This window comes from Ornithinimicrobium murale, assembly GCF_003352835.1.
GTDB classification, from domain to species: domain Bacteria; phylum Actinomycetota; class Actinomycetes; order Actinomycetales; family Dermatophilaceae; genus Ornithinicoccus; species Ornithinicoccus muralis.
The window spans coordinates 1-14,807 of the sequence record NZ_QLVD01000012.1; the positions used below are offsets into that span (position 1 = coordinate 1).

Below are 14,807 nucleotides of genomic sequence, written 5' to 3' on the forward strand. Positions count from 1 at the left end.
CAGGAACCCCAGTGGAAGAGCCGGGCAGACCGGCAACTCCTGCACGCCCTCACTCCAGCCCCGACATCCTGCCGCCGACAGCGACCTCCTCAGCAGCTCATCGGTGGATCGAGGCTTAGCGCGGTCACGTTGTGCTGCCAGCGGGGATCGACGGCGGCCGCCTGCCGGGCGAGGTCGAGTTTGTCGCGGACGTTGCCGGAGAGGTACTCGGCCCGCAGCACCACACCGCTGCTGTCGCCCTCCGGGGTGGGGGTGTCGAACACCAGATCATCAATCCGTTGTCGTGCCTGGGTCTGGTCGCAGCCCAGCAGGGCGGCGATGGTGGGCAGGTCGACGCGGCCGAGGGTGTCCAGGCTGACACTGACCGCATCCGAGGGTGTCTCGGCCGAGGTGACGGGTTCCCGGGGCACGATCTGCCGGGCGGTCAGCAAACCCGCGGGCAGAGCCAGGCCGGTGTCGTCGTCGAAGCGTTCCAGGGCCGCGACCAGCGGACCGTAGGGGTCGAGGCGGGTCACCAGCCGCACCGCCGCCGGAATCAACCGCGCCGGTCTGCGGGTCGGGTCTTTCGGCTGCGTCAACGTGAACCGGTTGATCGGCCCGAACGTCTCGACGTAGCGTTCCCACGACCGCAGCAGCCTTCGCCGGTCCTCCTCCAACCCGGGATCACCCTCGGCGGCGGTGGTCTCGGCCGCGATCAGGCCTCGGGCCTGGTCCCGTAGCTCGAGCAGGGCCCGCACCTCCACGTGTTGCCTGACCGGGACCTCCACCGCCACGTTCACGCCCTCGGAGACCACGGTGAACCGGCCATCAGGGTGTGCGCTCAGATGCCCATCCCGCTCAGCCACCACCCCCTCCCCCACCAGAGGCGTGTCGTCCGTGGCAGGGGTGAACGTCCACCCCTTCTCCCGGGCCTGCCGGGTGATCCCGGCCAGGGCGTCTCGGAGGGCCTCGCTGGTGTCGAGGTCGGGGGTGGGGGTGATGTGGAGGCCAGCGACGCCGTGCATCCCGACCCTGCACTCGGGCTGGCCGAGCACCAGCGACGGGTTGGCGGTCAGGCGACGGTTGATGTGGAGGGTTTCCTCGGTGTCGTGGGGTCCGGGGAGGGTGACCGGGTCGGTGAAGATCCAGTCGTCCTCTCCCGGAGTCTCCCCGTCGACGCGGCGGCGGAGGATGAGGAGGTCGGTGACGGCTTCGGTGCCGGCGGCTGCGGTGTGGGCGCCGGTGGGGAGCCGGATGACGCCGACCAGGTCGGCGAGGTGGTGCAGGTCGCGGCGATGGGCCGGGTCACGCGAGTCGAGGGTGTAGTGGCTGGTCAGCACCGCGACCAGGCCGCCGGGGCGGGTCAGCTGCACCGATTTGGACAGGAAGTGGTTGTGCATCACGTAGTGGTGAGGGTTGTGCAGCGGGTCATGGAGCCGGACATCAGCGAATGGCACGTTGCCGACCACCGCGTCGAAGTACCCGCCCGGTAGGCGGGTTACGGCAAACGACTCGGCACGGATCTTGGCTGCTGGATACAGCAGGGCGGCGATGGCGGCGGTGGTCGGGTCGAGCTCGACGCCCATCATCGACACCGCCTCGGGGGCGGTCCCGATGAATACCCCGGCCCCGCAGCCCGGCTCCAACACCCGCCCCCCGGTGGGGGCGCCGAGTTCGATCAGCGTGTCCCAGATCGCTCGGGCATACTCCACATGCGTGTAGTGCGCGTTGATCGTGGTGCGGCGCGCCGCATCGTAGGCGGCCGGGTCCAGCAGCTCCCGCAACATCTGGCGCCGCTGCGCATGATCGGGGCGGGCTTCGTCGAAGATCTGCGACAGGCCCTGCGCCCCCCACGACCCCCACCGGGCCAACACCTCCTGCTCCCCTGGCGTCGCAGGGCGGCCCTCGGCCTGCACCCGGTGAAGGACGCGGATCGCGGCCACGTTGGCATCGAACCTGGCCACCGCCCCCGACGGCGCCAAACCGTCCTGCCCCCCAACCCGAAACCCCACCCCCACCACCGGCCCGGCCACCGGCCCGGCTGCCGCGCCGGCTGCGGTCGCTGGTGGGGTGGGGGTTACTGGTCCTCGATCAGGCCCGTCTTGTCGTGGATCGCGTGGTGAGTGTCCATCAGCAGCTGCAGGATCGAAGAGGTCTGCGGGTCGAAGCCCGCGTTCTCGTCGTCTTCTTCCAGGGTTTCCGGTTCCGGGGTCAGCATCTCGGCCCGGACGATCTCCTCGGCCTGCATCCGGATCGCGTTGAGCCGACCCACCTTCTCCCAGTAGGTTTCGCCGGTCGGGTCGGGGCCCTGCATCTGCTCGGCCAGCCACACCACCCGCGTCTGGGCCTCCTGCCCCAACGTCGAGAAGAAGTGGTTGGGATCCTCCAGCGCCGCGTACCGGGCCGGGGCCAGCATCTGCCACGACTGCTCGGCGAACCGGCCGTACTGATTCATCAACGGACTCCTCATCTGCGCTGAGCCACAACTCCTCAAGCGAGGGCTGGTCATAGCGGGATCGACTTCTAGACGCCATGCCTTCGAAGAACCCCAACTCAGGTCACACACCGCGTGAACCATCATCGCGACCCACCCCTCTCCACAGTCCTTGTAGCGTCATCATCTCGGGCCCCTCCGACATCTTCGAACCGGTGGGCCTCTGGCTGGCGAGATTGCGCAGCACGTTGCGCAGCCCTGCTACCACCTTCTCCGGGTCGCGACCCGCCAGCCTCCGAGCCAGGGCGGTGAGGTCGGTGCCGGCGGCCTGCAACCTGGTCAGGTCCGCCTGCACGCTCCCCCACCCTTCACCCAGCAGGGCCGGGTTCACGGCCTGGGCCCAGGGACGCCAGTCGACCTGCACCGCAGCCCCCGGCTCGTGGCGTGCCAGGGTCGCGGCCGCCACTGCGGCCGGGACCTTCGCCAGCCGCCGGGCCAAGAGGGTGGTGTCGGCGCCGGCGTGGTGGAGCTCGTCGAGCCGGGCGGCGAGCTGCGGCCACTCCCCCACCCCAGCCAGGCCGGTCAGGTCGGCCCAGCGTTGCCAGCGGTCCGATGAGGGCTGGTCGATGCGGCGGCGTGTCTCCCTGGTCTGTTCGCGTGCCTGGTTGGCGGCCGCGGCCGGGGTGGTGGTCCAGGCGTTGATCCGCGTCACCAGGTGTCGGGTCTGCTCCTCCGGCACCTGGGCCTGGTGTTGCTGCCAGGTGGCTGGGGGGCGGGCGGCGATGATCTCGGCGACCTGCCGGCCAGCCTCGGCGGGGGTGAGGAACGTGACCCGGTCACGGATCATCAGCTCCCCCTGCGCCGTGGTGGCCGTGACCAGAGCGTGGTGGAGGGCGTCGGGGCCGTGCTGTTCGAAGATCTGTGCTGGGTCTCCGCCGGCTGGGAGGAGCAGGCGGCGTGGGTCGAGGCGGTGCTGGGCGAGGAGCCAGAAGGTGTTCTCGGCTGCGATGTGGCCGGCGTTGTCGGCGTCGGTGGCGATCAGCGGGGTGGGTCCGTCGCGCAGCAGCAGCGTCTGTTCCGGGGTCAGCGCGGTTCCCAGCGGTGCGACGCCGATGAAGGCCCCGTGGCCGGCGAGGGTGACCGCGATCGCGTCCATCGGCCCCTCCACGATCACCGGCACGGCCTCCCGGGTGAGGAGGTGGTGGCCGTAGAGGACGTCGCGCTTCGCGAACAGCGCGCTGGCGGGGCTGTTCAAGTATTTCGGGCCGTGGTCGTCGTCGGCGTCGGGGTGCCGGCGGCCGACGAACCCGACGATGACTCCTTCATGGGTGATGGGGAGGATGGCGCGGTCGCGGAAGCGGTCGATCACGGTGCCCTGACGGGTGGTGGTGGCCACCCCCGCGGCGAGCAGCTCGGCGGTGTCGAATCCTTGCTTCCGCAGCGCGCTGACCAGGGAGGTCCAGCCGGCGGGCGCGTGCCCGACCCTGAACCGCGGGTCGCCGGCGAGATCCTGACCGAACCTCTCCGAGAAGTAGCTGCGGCTCCACGAGCCGGGCAGCTGGGCCTCGAAGAACCCGGCCGCCGCCTCGGTGACCTGGGCGAGGCGCTGCGGGGTGTGGGGGGTCTCGGCCCAGCGGTCGGCGGCCGCGAACCCCTGCCGAAGCTCGACCTCGGTGAAGTCCGGATCGGTGCGCTCCCGCAAACCGGCGGCGGCTGCGAGGTCGGCGGTGCGGGTGGACCAGTCGATGTCCTCGATTCCCTCAGGCGGCAGCTCGTCGGGATGCGGCGGCTCCCCTTGCTCGTCCGGGGGCGGGGTGGTGAGGTGGTGTGTGCGCCACAGCATGGCCTGACACGCGTCATCGAACCCGGACACATCCACCGTCGGGGTGATCAGATTGTCGAGGTGGTGTCCGTGGTCGGTGGCGTGGGTGATCGCGGCGGCCAGGTGGGGCCACCAGGGGCTGGCCTCCAGCTCGGCTGCCGCCTCATACCCGAGCCGATCAACCAGATCCGATTCCCAGGCGGGGAGGGTGGGGCCGTCGGCGGCGGCGAGGTGGCGGGCCAGTCGCCACCACAGTGCGGCCGCTGGCTGTTCCGCGGGCAGCGGGCCGTCGGCGACGGCTGCGGCGAGGTGCTCGGTGACGGGCACCCCGGCCTGATGGAGGGCGGCGAGGCGGTGCGCCAGGACGGGGGCGTAGGGGTCGCGGGGCAGATCGGCGCGGATGTCGCGCAGCAGATCGGTCCACATCCCCACCGGATGCGCAGGCCGCAACCGGTCCAGGAGACGCTGCTGCCAGCGGTACGCCGCGGCACCGAGCTGCGCGGGTCCGGTGGGGCGCCGGTCCGCGCGGTCGACCTGCCACGCCGCCCGCCACACCTCCACCTCCCCCACACTCGACGCCGTCAATGTCTGTCCGGGCAGCGCCCACACCGGCCGCGACACCCCCGCCGCAGCGTCACGCACCTCGACAGCGAAGTCCTCCACCAAGCCCTGGCGCGCCGCCAGGTACGGTCCCCACTGCGGATGCGCGGCGAGGGTGGCGGGGATGGCGGGGAGCCACGGCAACGGCCCCACACCGGCAGGGTTCGGGAGTCGCCAGGTCAGCACCGCCGCCGGATCCGCAGCCGTGCCCAGCTCACGGGCATCGACCGCCGCCCGCAACACCTCCAGCGGCGTAGCGGCGCTGTCGGCGGCCGCGTGCAGCAGATGGGACCGCAGCGTGGGCCACGCGGGGCAGGACGTCAGATGCTCCACCACCTGGTCGGCCTGCTCATCCAACTCTGTGGCGGCGTCGGCGTGTAGCTGTTCGATGGCCACGGTCACGGCGTCGGTGTAGCGGGCGGCCGCGAACCCCAGGCGGGTGTACGGATCGGTGGCGTGGCGGGCTTCGGTGGTCACCGAGCGTGAGGATCCGTCCCTGGCCAGGACCTGCTCCAGGACGTCGCCGGCGGTGACCGGCCGCAGCGTCGCGGGATGGATCGGGGCGTTCTCCTCTCCCCCGTCGACGACCTGCACATACGCCTCGTTGGAGCGGCGGCCGCGGCTCATCGCCACATACAACTGCTGCCTGCTCTCCGTCCCGGTCAGCACCGTGTGGGTGGTGTCGACCGTGACCCCCTGAGCGCAGTGCACCGTCACCGCGTACCCCAACTCCACATGCTCGGCCACATAGCCCGGCGGCAGCAGGACCCGTAGCCCGGTGCTTCGGTGGACTGCTCGGAGTGCGCCGGCCGGGTCGACGCCGGTGACGGTCCACCGGTCGCCGTTCTTCACCCAATCCGTCGCGCTGATCGGGATCCGGCGGTCGTTCATCCGGGTCACGATCACATCCCCCACCGATGCCGCGTTCCCATCCGACAGCGCTGCAAGGGGACCTCCACCATCGCTGTCGGGGGTGTTGGTGAGGCGGTGGTCGCGGGCCCACTGGTTGAGGGTGGCGACGCTTTCGCGGGTGCCGGCCAGCATCACGCTGTCGAGCCCTGCGGCACGGTCGTGGAGCCATCCTGTGAGGGCGTCGCGCAGCACGGTTTCCTCGGAGCCGGCATGGATCCGTCCCTGGTCGAGGTAGAAGCCCAGCGCTTCGAGCCGGCCCTCCCTCAAGGCGAGGGAGGCTGCTGCTTCGGCGGGGTCCGCGAAGCGCATGATCTCGGTCAGCTGTACCGCGCCGTGGGTTTCGGTGATGTCGCGCAGCACGCCGCCGGCGCCGACCGCGGCGAGCTGCTGATCATCACCGATCAGCCGCACCGACGCCCCCCGCCCCATCGCGAACCCGACCACTACGGCCAGGGTGGGGGTATCGGCCATGCCTGCCTCGTCGACGATCAACAACGTCTCCGCACCGATCAGAGCCTCCACGGCCGCCTGGTTGTGGTGGAGGTCGTGGGCGATCTTCGCCAGCGTCGCCGCTGCCCCGACCTGCTCCCCCAGCACCCCGGCCGCGACCGCGGAGGGGGCCAGGCCTAGCACGGTGCCGCCGCTTTCCCGCCACGCGCCGGCCAACACGGCTAGGGCTGTGGTCTTGCCTGACCCGGCCGCTGCCAACCCCACCTGCACGCGCCGACCGCTGGTGGCCATGCGTCGCACCAGCTGGATCTGCCCCGCATTCAACGTCACTCCGCCGGCGGTGGACGCCAGCAGCGCCACCGTGACGTCGACCTCCTCGACCCGCCGGCCATCCGTCAACCCGGCGGCCGCAGTGATCGTCTCCTCCGCTTCGATGACGGCGGTGGAGGTGAACCGGCGACCCCCGACGGTGCTGTAGACACTCTCCCCATCACTGCGGCGCAGCAGCTGCGGATCACTGACCGGATCGGTCCAGCCGGCCACCGGCAGACACCTGGCGGTCGCGGCCGCCAGCAGCGCGGCGGTCAACTCCTCCGCCTGCCGCGGCGTGCTGGCGCGTTCCCGGGCACGACGCGAGGCCTCGGCCTGCAGGTGCCACACCGTCCACGACGCCCGCGACACACCCATCCGGGCCACCATCTCGTCGGCCACAGAGTCGACCCATTCCGTGGTGACCGGAGGCCCCGACTGGCGGCCGGCGGCGGTCACGTCGGTGAGCATCCGGGCCACCCCGTCGACGCCGAGGACGGCACGGGCTTGGGTCGCCCAGGTGGTGCGCTGCTCGTCCAAGGAGCGGGGTTCATGCTTGGCCTGCCTGGTCTCCAGGGTGGCCTGCTGCGCCAACGCGATCGCCTCGGCCGGCGTCGGCGGCCGACCATGCGCGTGCTGGAAGTCGACCGCCAACTCCGCCAGGCGGGCCTCGATCGCCGCCCGCCGGCTCGACCACGCCTCCCGCAACCTTGCCGGCACACCCACGATCTCCCGCACCGCCCGCTTGCCCGGATCCCGCGCAGTGTCGACCGCGAACCGGACCCCGAGTCGGTCAGTCAGATGGGCCTCCAGAGCCGTGTTGTACACCTCCGAGATGCTCACCATCCCCGCATGCAACGGGCGGCCGTCGACCGCCAACCACGCCCCATCCAAGGTCTGGACCTTGTTCGCGATCGCGACATGGGTGTGGAGATTCGGATCCCCCGCCCGAGAATCCCGATGCGTGAACGCGGCCGCGACCAGGCCGGTGACCTCGACCTGCCGCACCCCACCATGCCCCCGCCGGGAGAACAGGACCCGCTCCTCCAGATACCGCAGCGCGTCCGCGACCGCCGCGTTGTGAGCCTCCTCGATCTGCGCCGCCACCTGCTGCGGCGCCACCGCCCACAGGGCCGAGACCGACTTCACCGGAGTGAACGTCACGTCATACCCGGCGCACGCGATCGTCGGGTTCCTCGTCAACGTCGCGACCTCCGACGACAACTCCACCCCGCTCGGCGCCCTCCCCATCCGCGCCTCGAAACCAGCAGTGGCGAGCTCGTTGCGGATACCGGCCCGCACATCCACCGGCACCGTCCCACCACTGCCCAGCCCGTTGGCCGCAGCCCACTGACTGCACCGGATCGCGACCTCCTGCTGGAACACCGTGGCCGCCGTGCGCACCTGGAACGGCGACCCCAGGCGGGCCGCTTGGCGGATCTGCGCGGGCGTCGCGTCGGCCGGGAGAGCAGCCAGCCGGGCTTCCATGTCCGGATGGAACCCGGCCCCGAACAAGGCACGCATCTGCGCCTCCGACACCGCACTACCAGGTGCCATCTCCAAAGCTTCCAGGCCGGTGCCGACCCACCGTCCGGGCACTTCACCCTTCTCCGTGTAGTAGCTCGTCAGCGACGCGTGGCCCTTTTCCGTTGAATCCTGCGCTGCAACCTGCCGGGTCAGGTAGTCATAACCCGACCCGGCAGTCAGCTTGTGCAGAGACGCCGTCACACCCCCTACCAACCCGAACCCGACCCGGCTACAGCGTGAACCGACTCCGCTGAATCTCTGGCGGCAGCCCGGGAATCACGCGAGGTCCGGTGCGCGAGGAGCAGACTCGTCGCATGAATCCCGGGCTTGGCGCCGACTACGAGCTGCTTGCAGCCGTAGCGCAGGTCGTCCAGGTCTTGGCATGGATCGCCATCCTCGTCGGAGCGTTCCTGCGCGAGAGCGGTACCCGCGAGTACCTCAGCAAGGGCGCCGAAGGCTTGGGATGGGTGGCCCTGATCGGCTCTGGAATCGTGGGCTCGCAGATAGCCGCCCAGCAGGCGCTGGACTGCTCACTGTGGGGGCGAGACTGCATCGAGACGGACGCTCAAGCCTGGGCCTCTGGGAACACCTGCTCAAAGGCATCGTCTACGACGCGGTCGTCGGCGGCGTCGCCGAGCTCGTTGGATGGTCCGCGGCCCGGCTACGAAAGAGGCGGCAGACCTCCGGACCATGACGCGTAGACCCGCGGACGCGAACGTACCCCCAGTCGATCATCGGCCCAGGCCAGCCACGCTTGATGTTGCATCAGATGGGATTCATGCCCCTTCCCCCCAATGGTGCAAGAGGTGTGTTGAACTTCAGATTCAGGGTATCTCGGGGAGGTGGGTGTGGGAGCAGGAGAGTTGGTGATATCGCAGACGCACATGGCGTGCAGCGACAGATCCGTCGGGGCTCCGAGTAGCGTTCCGAACAGATCCCGAACACATGGAGACTGTCTTGAGCCTGCTCAGCTTCAATGACCACTGGAACGTTCCCTTCGCGCTCATTGGCCGGGTAGTTTAGATGACTACGACCAGACATGTCTCGACATGAACGCGCGGCTCCGAGCCACGGAGGGCGTCGCATGGACGGCCAGCCCTCCCGAGCACAACTTGCTAAATCCGGATCATCTGACCTCCCGAGCCGAGGCGCTGGCTCGTCCAGCTCCAGTTCCAGCTCAGCCGGGTGTCTACGCCTGGTACTTCGACGTCCCACCGTCTGGCGTTCCGCACGATGGCACGCATCGAAACGCGTTCGGCTACCTGCTCTATCTTGGCATTGCACCCCGTGAACCGCGACGGAGCGATGGCCAGCCAAGCTCACAGAACCTGCGCAAACGTATCCGCACCCACTTTCGTGGCGACGCCTCACGTTCAACGTTGCGCCTGACGCTCGGCCTGCTCCTATCGGAGGAGCTCGGCATCCAGCTTCGACGCAATGGGAGTGGACGCCTCACGTTCGGTGAGGGTGAAGCTGCGGTGTCCGACTGGATGGCCGAACACTCTCGGGTCTGCTGGTACGTCCACCGGCAGCCCTGGCGCGTCGAGTCAGAGCTCATCTCGGAGCTCGTTCTTCCGCTCAATCTGGACCAGAACAGACACGGGAGCTTCCACGAGACGCTTTCCGGAGGCCTCGGCCTTGGGGCCGATGTCGAAGAAGGCCTCCGCGACCACGGGCTCCGGGGCCGGCTCGTCCTCGCTGATCTGGTCGAGCGCCGCAGCCAGCTCGGCGCCCGACTGCGGGCGCAGCAGTAATCCGCCGGTCTGCTCGGTGACGCAGGAAAGCGCCGAGGCCTCCTTCTCTGTCAGGCCGAACCCGACCACGTGTGCACGGATCCCGTGTCCGGACGCGGCCAGTTCCGCAGCGACCGCGCACGGGTCTGCGTCACAGGTTTCCAGGCCGTCGGTGACCAGGATGATGTTTGAGCGCTCGGCCGTACGCGGCACCTGCGCCGCGGCCAGCCGCAGGCTCTCGGCGATGGGCGTCATGCCGCGGGGATTGATGCCGGCGAGCTTGCTGGCAAGCTGACTGGCATCGTGCTTGCCCGAGGCCGCGATGACCTCGATGTCCTTGCAGTCGCCGCGGCGGCGATGGCCATAGGCGATCACGGCCAGCGGTGTCGCGGCGTCGCGTCGCTGGAAGAACTCCGCCATGACTTCGCGGGCGACGACGATCTTGTTCTCACCGCCCTGGAGCTGGCCCCACATCGAACCCGAGGCGTCGAAGACCAGGACATCGGCCGAGGCGCTGTCGTCGGTGGCCGCTGCCGTGTTTCCGGCGGCTATGGCGGCCAGGGCAAGCGCGATCGGCAGGGCCATCCGGCGTGCGCTGTGCGGCGGCAGGACCCGATCCATGCGGCGGGCTGTGGTGTTGTTGCGGGGCATGCGGGCTTCTCCAGGTGTCGGCGGCGTGTGGCTCTGCGGTAGAAACAGGACCAGGGGCCGGAAGCGGACATCTGTGCTACACTCCGGCGCATGACCGTGGCCATCAGCGCCTCTCCAGCAGGCGCCCCTCCGGCCGGGGACCCGTTCGCTTTCCAGGAGCTGGTCGACCTGCTCTACGTGGAGCTGCGCAAGCTCGCCCATCGGGAGCGCTTCCGGCTTGGTGCGGGCGCGACCCTGTGCACCACCGCGCTGGTCAGCGAGGCTTGGCTGAAGCTGCACAAGACCGCCGCCTGGCATAAAACCGAATCTGGGCCGGTAGGAGACTGTCCGGTTACGGATGTGAGAAGACGAGAGGCGGACGTTGGCTCATTCAACCCATGGCGCAAAAGTCACGGCCGGCTTTTTGGGCGCGCGCTATCAGACGGCCTGTCCTTGGCGATTAGCGCGGTATCGAGAACCTCGGACGGTCATAAGTCTGGATTGATAGCCCTCAATGCCCCGGGAACTTTTCGCAGATTGCAGGGTTTTTCTTCGTGTAAGCAAATCGTAAGCGCGCCGGCTGTGCGCGACTGGAGCGGCAAGCGATGTTTCACAGGATCTTCGTCCATCTTCATACGTCGGGTAGCCCTTTCGCCAAATATGGAAGTTGGCTGGCGCCTGCACAACCTCACCAGGATCAATTTTGCGAGTCGTCGATCGGCGTTTTGATCGTATGATGTCGCAGACAAAACTTCGCGGTGACATTCTTGGAGGCATTACCACCGGAGTTGTCGCACTGCCGTTGGCGCTCGCCTTCGGCGAAGCGTCCGGCCTGGGTCCGATTGCTGGTGTGTGGGGCGCGATCATCCTGGGGTTCCTGGCCGCAGCGATTGGCGGCACGCCCACTTTGATTTCCGGTCCAACAGGTCCGATCCTAATCGTGATTGCCGGCCTCGTCGCTGCTCGTCCTGACCAACCTGCGGTTGTCGCCAGCGTCGTGATCCTGGCTGGTATACTGCAAACGGTTTTCGGCTTTTTGCGCCTTGGCAAATACATCAATCTGGTACCCTATTCCGTCGTCGCGGGTTTCATGAGCGGCATCGGGCTGATCGTCATCGTGTTGCAGCTCATTCCATTGATCGGACAGGAAGCCCCTCGCGGCGGCACGCTGGCGACACTGACCGCTCTGCCTTCGGCGGTTGAGCAGATCAATGCCTACGCCCTTGGACTGGGCGTGCTGACATTTGCAGTGGCGACATTCTGGCCAAAATCACTGTCAAAATTCTTCCCGGCCGCGCTCGCCGCATTGCTCGTCGGAACAGTTGCATCGCTCTTGGTGTCAGGCGCTTTACCGAGGCTGGACGAAATTCCGACGGGCTTCCCCGATCTGGTTCTTCCCTCGCTCGACATGAGCGATGCCATTTTCATCGTGCAGTCGGCCCTCGTGCTCGCCGCATTAGGATCAATCGATACCCTGGTAACATCGCTGATTGCGGATCGTATGACCCAGACACGCCATCAGTCGAACAAGGAGCTTGTCGGGCAAGGTATCGGCAACGCAGTGTGCGGCTTGTTCGGCGCCATGCCGGGGTCGGGGACCACTACGCCGACGGTGGTTAACATCCGAAGCGGTGGCGCGACTCGCCTGTCAGGCATGGTCCATGCGCTCTTCCTGCTTGCCGTCGTTTTCCTGTTGGCACCTCTTGCCGCGCAGATCCCACTCGCGGTCTTGGCGGGTCTGCTTGTGCGGATTGGGCTGAATATCATCGATCTCGACTATCTGCGTAATGCGCTGCGCGGTCCGCGCTGGGACCTGTCTGTCATGGTCCTGGTTGTCGGCCTGACAGTCTTCGTCGACCTGATCACCGCAGTGGGTGTTGGTGTTGTGCTGTCCGCGCTCGGCTTCGTAAAACGGCTAGCCGATGCGCAGATCGCGAATTTTGAGAGCGGCAAGCTCGCTGCGCTGGACGCGGAAGAGCAGGCGATTTTGAAGGACGCAAACGGGCGCATACTCCTCTTCGACTTCGCAGGACCGCTTTCGTTCGGTGCGGCTGCCGACTTGGTGCATATAGTCAGGCGGCGCTCGAAGCGCGAGGTGCGCGCTATCGTGCTCGACTTCAGCCGGAAGTTCTTCGCCGACCGTTCAGCCGTCCAGGCCATCCAGACAATCGTCTCCGAATCCGCTGCACAAGGTATCGAAGTATTTTTTGCCGGTGCATCGCCGGACCTGACCGAACTGCTAGCGAAGATGGAAGCCGATATTCACGTCGACGCGGAGCACCGGGATTTGTCCCGACGGGAGGCACTCGCCCGCGCTAGCAAGCTGGCTTCCGTGGGGCGCGCCGCGCGCTTGAAAATCTAAAGAGAGGAAGTGCTCATGTCGCAGTTTAAACTCAGCGAATTACCAGAACTCGATGCCGAGGTTCTAACCAAAGCCCAGCAGGACAGCCTCACTCCACATGAGGTTTTCGAGCGCCTCAAGGCAGGCAACAGACGTTTCGTGGCCGGTGAGGTGACGCTTCGCGATCACACCGAGCAAGTGCGCAAGGCGGCTGGCGGCCAGTTTCCCAAGGCAGTCATCTTGTCCTGTCTTGACTCCCGCATCCCCGTCGAAGATGTTTTTGATTGCGGCATAGGAGACATTTTCGTCGCCCGGGTGGCCGGCAACATCGCGAACATCGATATAATCGCCAGCATGGAATTTGCCTGCAAGGCGGCAGGTGCGAAACTGGTGCTGGTTCTGGGGCACGGTCTGTGTGGTGCGGTCAAAGGCGCCATTGACAAGGTCGAGCTCGGTCATCTGCCCAGGCTTTTCGAAAAGATCGAGCCGGCCGTGGAGCGCGCTCTTGGTGACGCGTCGGTCGCAGATCGTAGCAGCGACAATGCCTCGCTCGTTCAATCTGTAGTCGAGCATAATGTCGATCTGACTGTCGAAAACATCCGAATGAGCAGTGAAGCGCTCAAAGCTATGGAAAGCGATGGCGACATCGCCATTGTAGGGGCGGTCTACGACATGGAAACCGGTTCAGTTTCATGGCGTTGATCGCCATGCGCCAGAAGGGTTCCCCCGTCGGACCGCGTTGCCTGTAGTCCCACACCACCTTATCTACGTCGTCCGCAAAAGGCTGATATTTTTACTCAAGCCTTTGCCGACGAAGTACCGAGGGGATGGATGGAACTGATTTCCGACTTTTTGACTGCACATTCTGCATGGATCGGGCTTGGCCTGCTCGTGGGTCTGATTACGCTCTTTGCACTTGAGAAATTTCCGCCGGTCATCGTCTCCGTCGCCTCAGCTGCTATTATGCTGGTGTTGGGGTATCTGCCATGTGAAGACATGGAACAGGTCTTCGCCAATCCGGCTCCCATTAGGGTATAGGAAGTTCAACCGCCCTTTTTGGCGAGTCTGGCGGGTAGGCGGCGGTCGCGCAAGCGCCGCTTTGGGCACAGATCGGGCACAGATCGGGGGTTCATGCGTGGGTTTTCGACATCGCGGGGCCACGCAGCGGCTCAGTGCGTAGCCATTTCTCACCGAATCCCGGCACAGGGCCGAGCGCAGCCCTGCGGGGTCGTGGCCGCATCGGATCGGACTCTGGCTTGGCTGCCGGCTGTGTGGCCGGCACCTCGTCACGCGGCCGGCGGCGGCGCCCTGGACGCCGCCCAACTCGCCGAGCGAGGGGCGGCTGGAGAGGAGTTCGTGGTCGAGCTCTGCCGAGAGCACCTCTCCGAACGATATCGTCCCGACTTGGCTGCGGCGGTGAGCAGGGTGAGCCTCCGCAGCGACCAGCTTGGCTATGACGTCACCAGCCCCGACACCACCGGGCATCGTCACCGCATCGAGGTCAAGACGACAAGCAGCGCATCCGCGGGTCGGGTGGAGTTCTTTCTCTCGCGGAACGAGGCCGCGGTAGGCGTGCGAGATCCAGGATGGTCACTGGTCGCGGTCGGGCGCAATCGCGACGGCAGTCTACAACTCATCGGTTGGTGCTCTTCGGTGAACCTTGTCCCGCACCTTCCGCGTGACGTCTCGCGCCAGGGTCGCTGGTCGAGCGTCCGGCTCAGCATCTCCATCACCGACTTCCGACCTGGACTACCTCTCGACGCACAGTCTTGAGGTTCGGCCACGGTCGGTCGTCTACCGCGTTCCTCTGGTACGAAGGGGTTGAAGGAACTCGGCAGAGGAGACCGCTTCTAAAAAGGCGGCTTGCCAATCGTCGGTCAGGGTTCCCACTGCCAGCACGTACTCGGCGATGATGCCGAGGAACTTCGCCTCGGCGCCGGCCCCTGTCTTAGCCTCGATCCACCGATCGACTGTGTCCGGTGGGCGGCGTGGGAGAGTGAGAATGCCCTCCTGACCTGGGAAAATGCGACTTGTCTAAGGTCCGCATAACCCGCTCAAGAAGGGCATCTC

Annotated in this window: 10 protein-coding genes and 1 pseudogene; 7 read left to right on the plus strand and 4 right to left on the minus strand. The window is 67.1% G+C overall.

From position 1 onward, the window contains the following. Positions 1-89: 89 nt before the first annotated feature. The 3 genes from DPQ65_RS04975 to mobF form a co-directional block, all read right to left on the minus strand. Positions 90-1,943 (minus strand): hypothetical protein, encoded by a 1,854-nt coding sequence (locus DPQ65_RS04975; protein ID WP_114906286.1) that lies wholly within the window; start codon positions 1,941-1,943, stop codon positions 90-92. Between the two features lie 113 nt (positions 1,944-2,056). Further along, positions 2,057-2,434, minus strand: coding sequence for a TnpV protein (locus tag DPQ65_RS04980; protein ID WP_114906287.1), 378 nt, complete (start codon positions 2,432-2,434; stop codon positions 2,057-2,059). 103 nt (positions 2,435-2,537) lie between these two features. Then, on the minus strand, positions 2,538-8,234 hold the full coding sequence (mobF, locus tag DPQ65_RS16275; protein ID WP_162802017.1) for a MobF family relaxase: 5,697 nt from the start codon (positions 8,232-8,234) through the stop codon (positions 2,538-2,540). Between the two features lie 113 nt (positions 8,235-8,347). On the opposite strand from mobF, the gene DPQ65_RS04990 reads away from it, so the two are divergent. Both DPQ65_RS04990 and DPQ65_RS16435 read left to right on the plus strand, forming a co-directional pair. Then, a complete protein-coding gene (locus tag DPQ65_RS04990) occupies positions 8,348-8,734 on the plus strand; it encodes a hypothetical protein (RefSeq protein ID WP_114906289.1) in 387 nt (128 codons plus the stop codon). 348 nt (positions 8,735-9,082) lie between these two features. Continuing rightward, positions 9,083-9,787: a GIY-YIG nuclease family protein gene (locus tag DPQ65_RS16435; RefSeq protein WP_420330069.1), complete on the plus strand. Its 705-nt coding sequence runs from the start codon at positions 9,083-9,085 to the stop codon at positions 9,785-9,787. Positions 9,788-9,838: 51 nt separating this feature from the next. On the opposite strand, the pseudogene DPQ65_RS05000 reads toward DPQ65_RS16435, so the two are convergent. After that, positions 9,839-10,618: pseudogene (locus tag DPQ65_RS05000) on the minus strand (vWA domain-containing protein); the annotation flags it as partial. On the opposite strand from DPQ65_RS05000, the gene DPQ65_RS15510 reads away from it, so the two are divergent. The 5 genes from DPQ65_RS15510 (at position 10,508) to DPQ65_RS16440 (ending at position 14,510) form a co-directional block, all read left to right on the plus strand. After that, entirely contained in the window at positions 10,508-11,125 is a 618-nt protein-coding gene (locus tag DPQ65_RS15510) for a hypothetical protein (protein ID WP_162802018.1), read from the plus strand. The pseudogene DPQ65_RS05000 and the gene DPQ65_RS15510 overlap by 111 nt on opposite strands. Before the next feature lie 4 nt (positions 11,126-11,129). Then, positions 11,130-12,758: a SulP family inorganic anion transporter gene (locus tag DPQ65_RS05005; protein WP_114906290.1), complete on the plus strand. Its 1,629-nt coding sequence runs from the start codon at positions 11,130-11,132 to the stop codon at positions 12,756-12,758. 15 nt (positions 12,759-12,773) lie between these two features. Then, positions 12,774-13,439, plus strand: a complete 666-nt coding sequence (locus DPQ65_RS05010) for a carbonic anhydrase family protein (protein WP_114906292.1) — start codon at positions 12,774-12,776, stop codon at positions 13,437-13,439. Positions 13,440-13,568: 129 nt separating this feature from the next. After that, the gene (locus tag DPQ65_RS15515) at positions 13,569-13,775 is read left to right on the plus strand and encodes a hypothetical protein (protein WP_162802019.1); all 207 of its coding nucleotides are present in this window, start codon (positions 13,569-13,571) and stop codon (positions 13,773-13,775) included. Positions 13,776-13,868: 93 nt separating this feature from the next. Next, positions 13,869-14,510 carry a protein NO VEIN domain-containing protein gene (locus tag DPQ65_RS16440; RefSeq protein WP_420330070.1) on the plus strand — a complete coding sequence of 214 codons (642 nt, stop codon included), beginning with the start codon at positions 13,869-13,871 and terminating at the stop codon, positions 14,508-14,510. Positions 14,511-14,807: the final 297 nt, after the last annotated feature.

Coding starts and splice junctions, on each gene's coding strand:
- DPQ65_RS04980 (WP_114906287.1), bottom strand. CDS start 2,434: ATGAATCAGTACGGCCGGTTCGCCGAGCAGTCGTGGCAGATGCTGGCC.
- DPQ65_RS04990 (WP_114906289.1), top strand. CDS start 8,348: ATGAATCCCGGGCTTGGCGCCGACTACGAGCTGCTTGCAGCCGTAGCG.
- DPQ65_RS16435 (WP_420330069.1), top strand. CDS start 9,083: ATGAACGCGCGGCTCCGAGCCACGGAGGGCGTCGCATGGACGGCCAGC.
- DPQ65_RS15510 (WP_162802018.1), top strand. CDS start 10,508: ATGACCGTGGCCATCAGCGCCTCTCCAGCAGGCGCCCCTCCGGCCGGG.
- DPQ65_RS05005 (WP_114906290.1), top strand. CDS start 11,130: ATGATGTCGCAGACAAAACTTCGCGGTGACATTCTTGGAGGCATTACC.
- DPQ65_RS05010 (WP_114906292.1), top strand. CDS start 12,774: ATGTCGCAGTTTAAACTCAGCGAATTACCAGAACTCGATGCCGAGGTT.
- DPQ65_RS15515 (WP_162802019.1), top strand. CDS start 13,569: ATGGAACTGATTTCCGACTTTTTGACTGCACATTCTGCATGGATCGGG.
- DPQ65_RS16440 (WP_420330070.1), top strand. CDS start 13,869: ATGCGTGGGTTTTCGACATCGCGGGGCCACGCAGCGGCTCAGTGCGTA.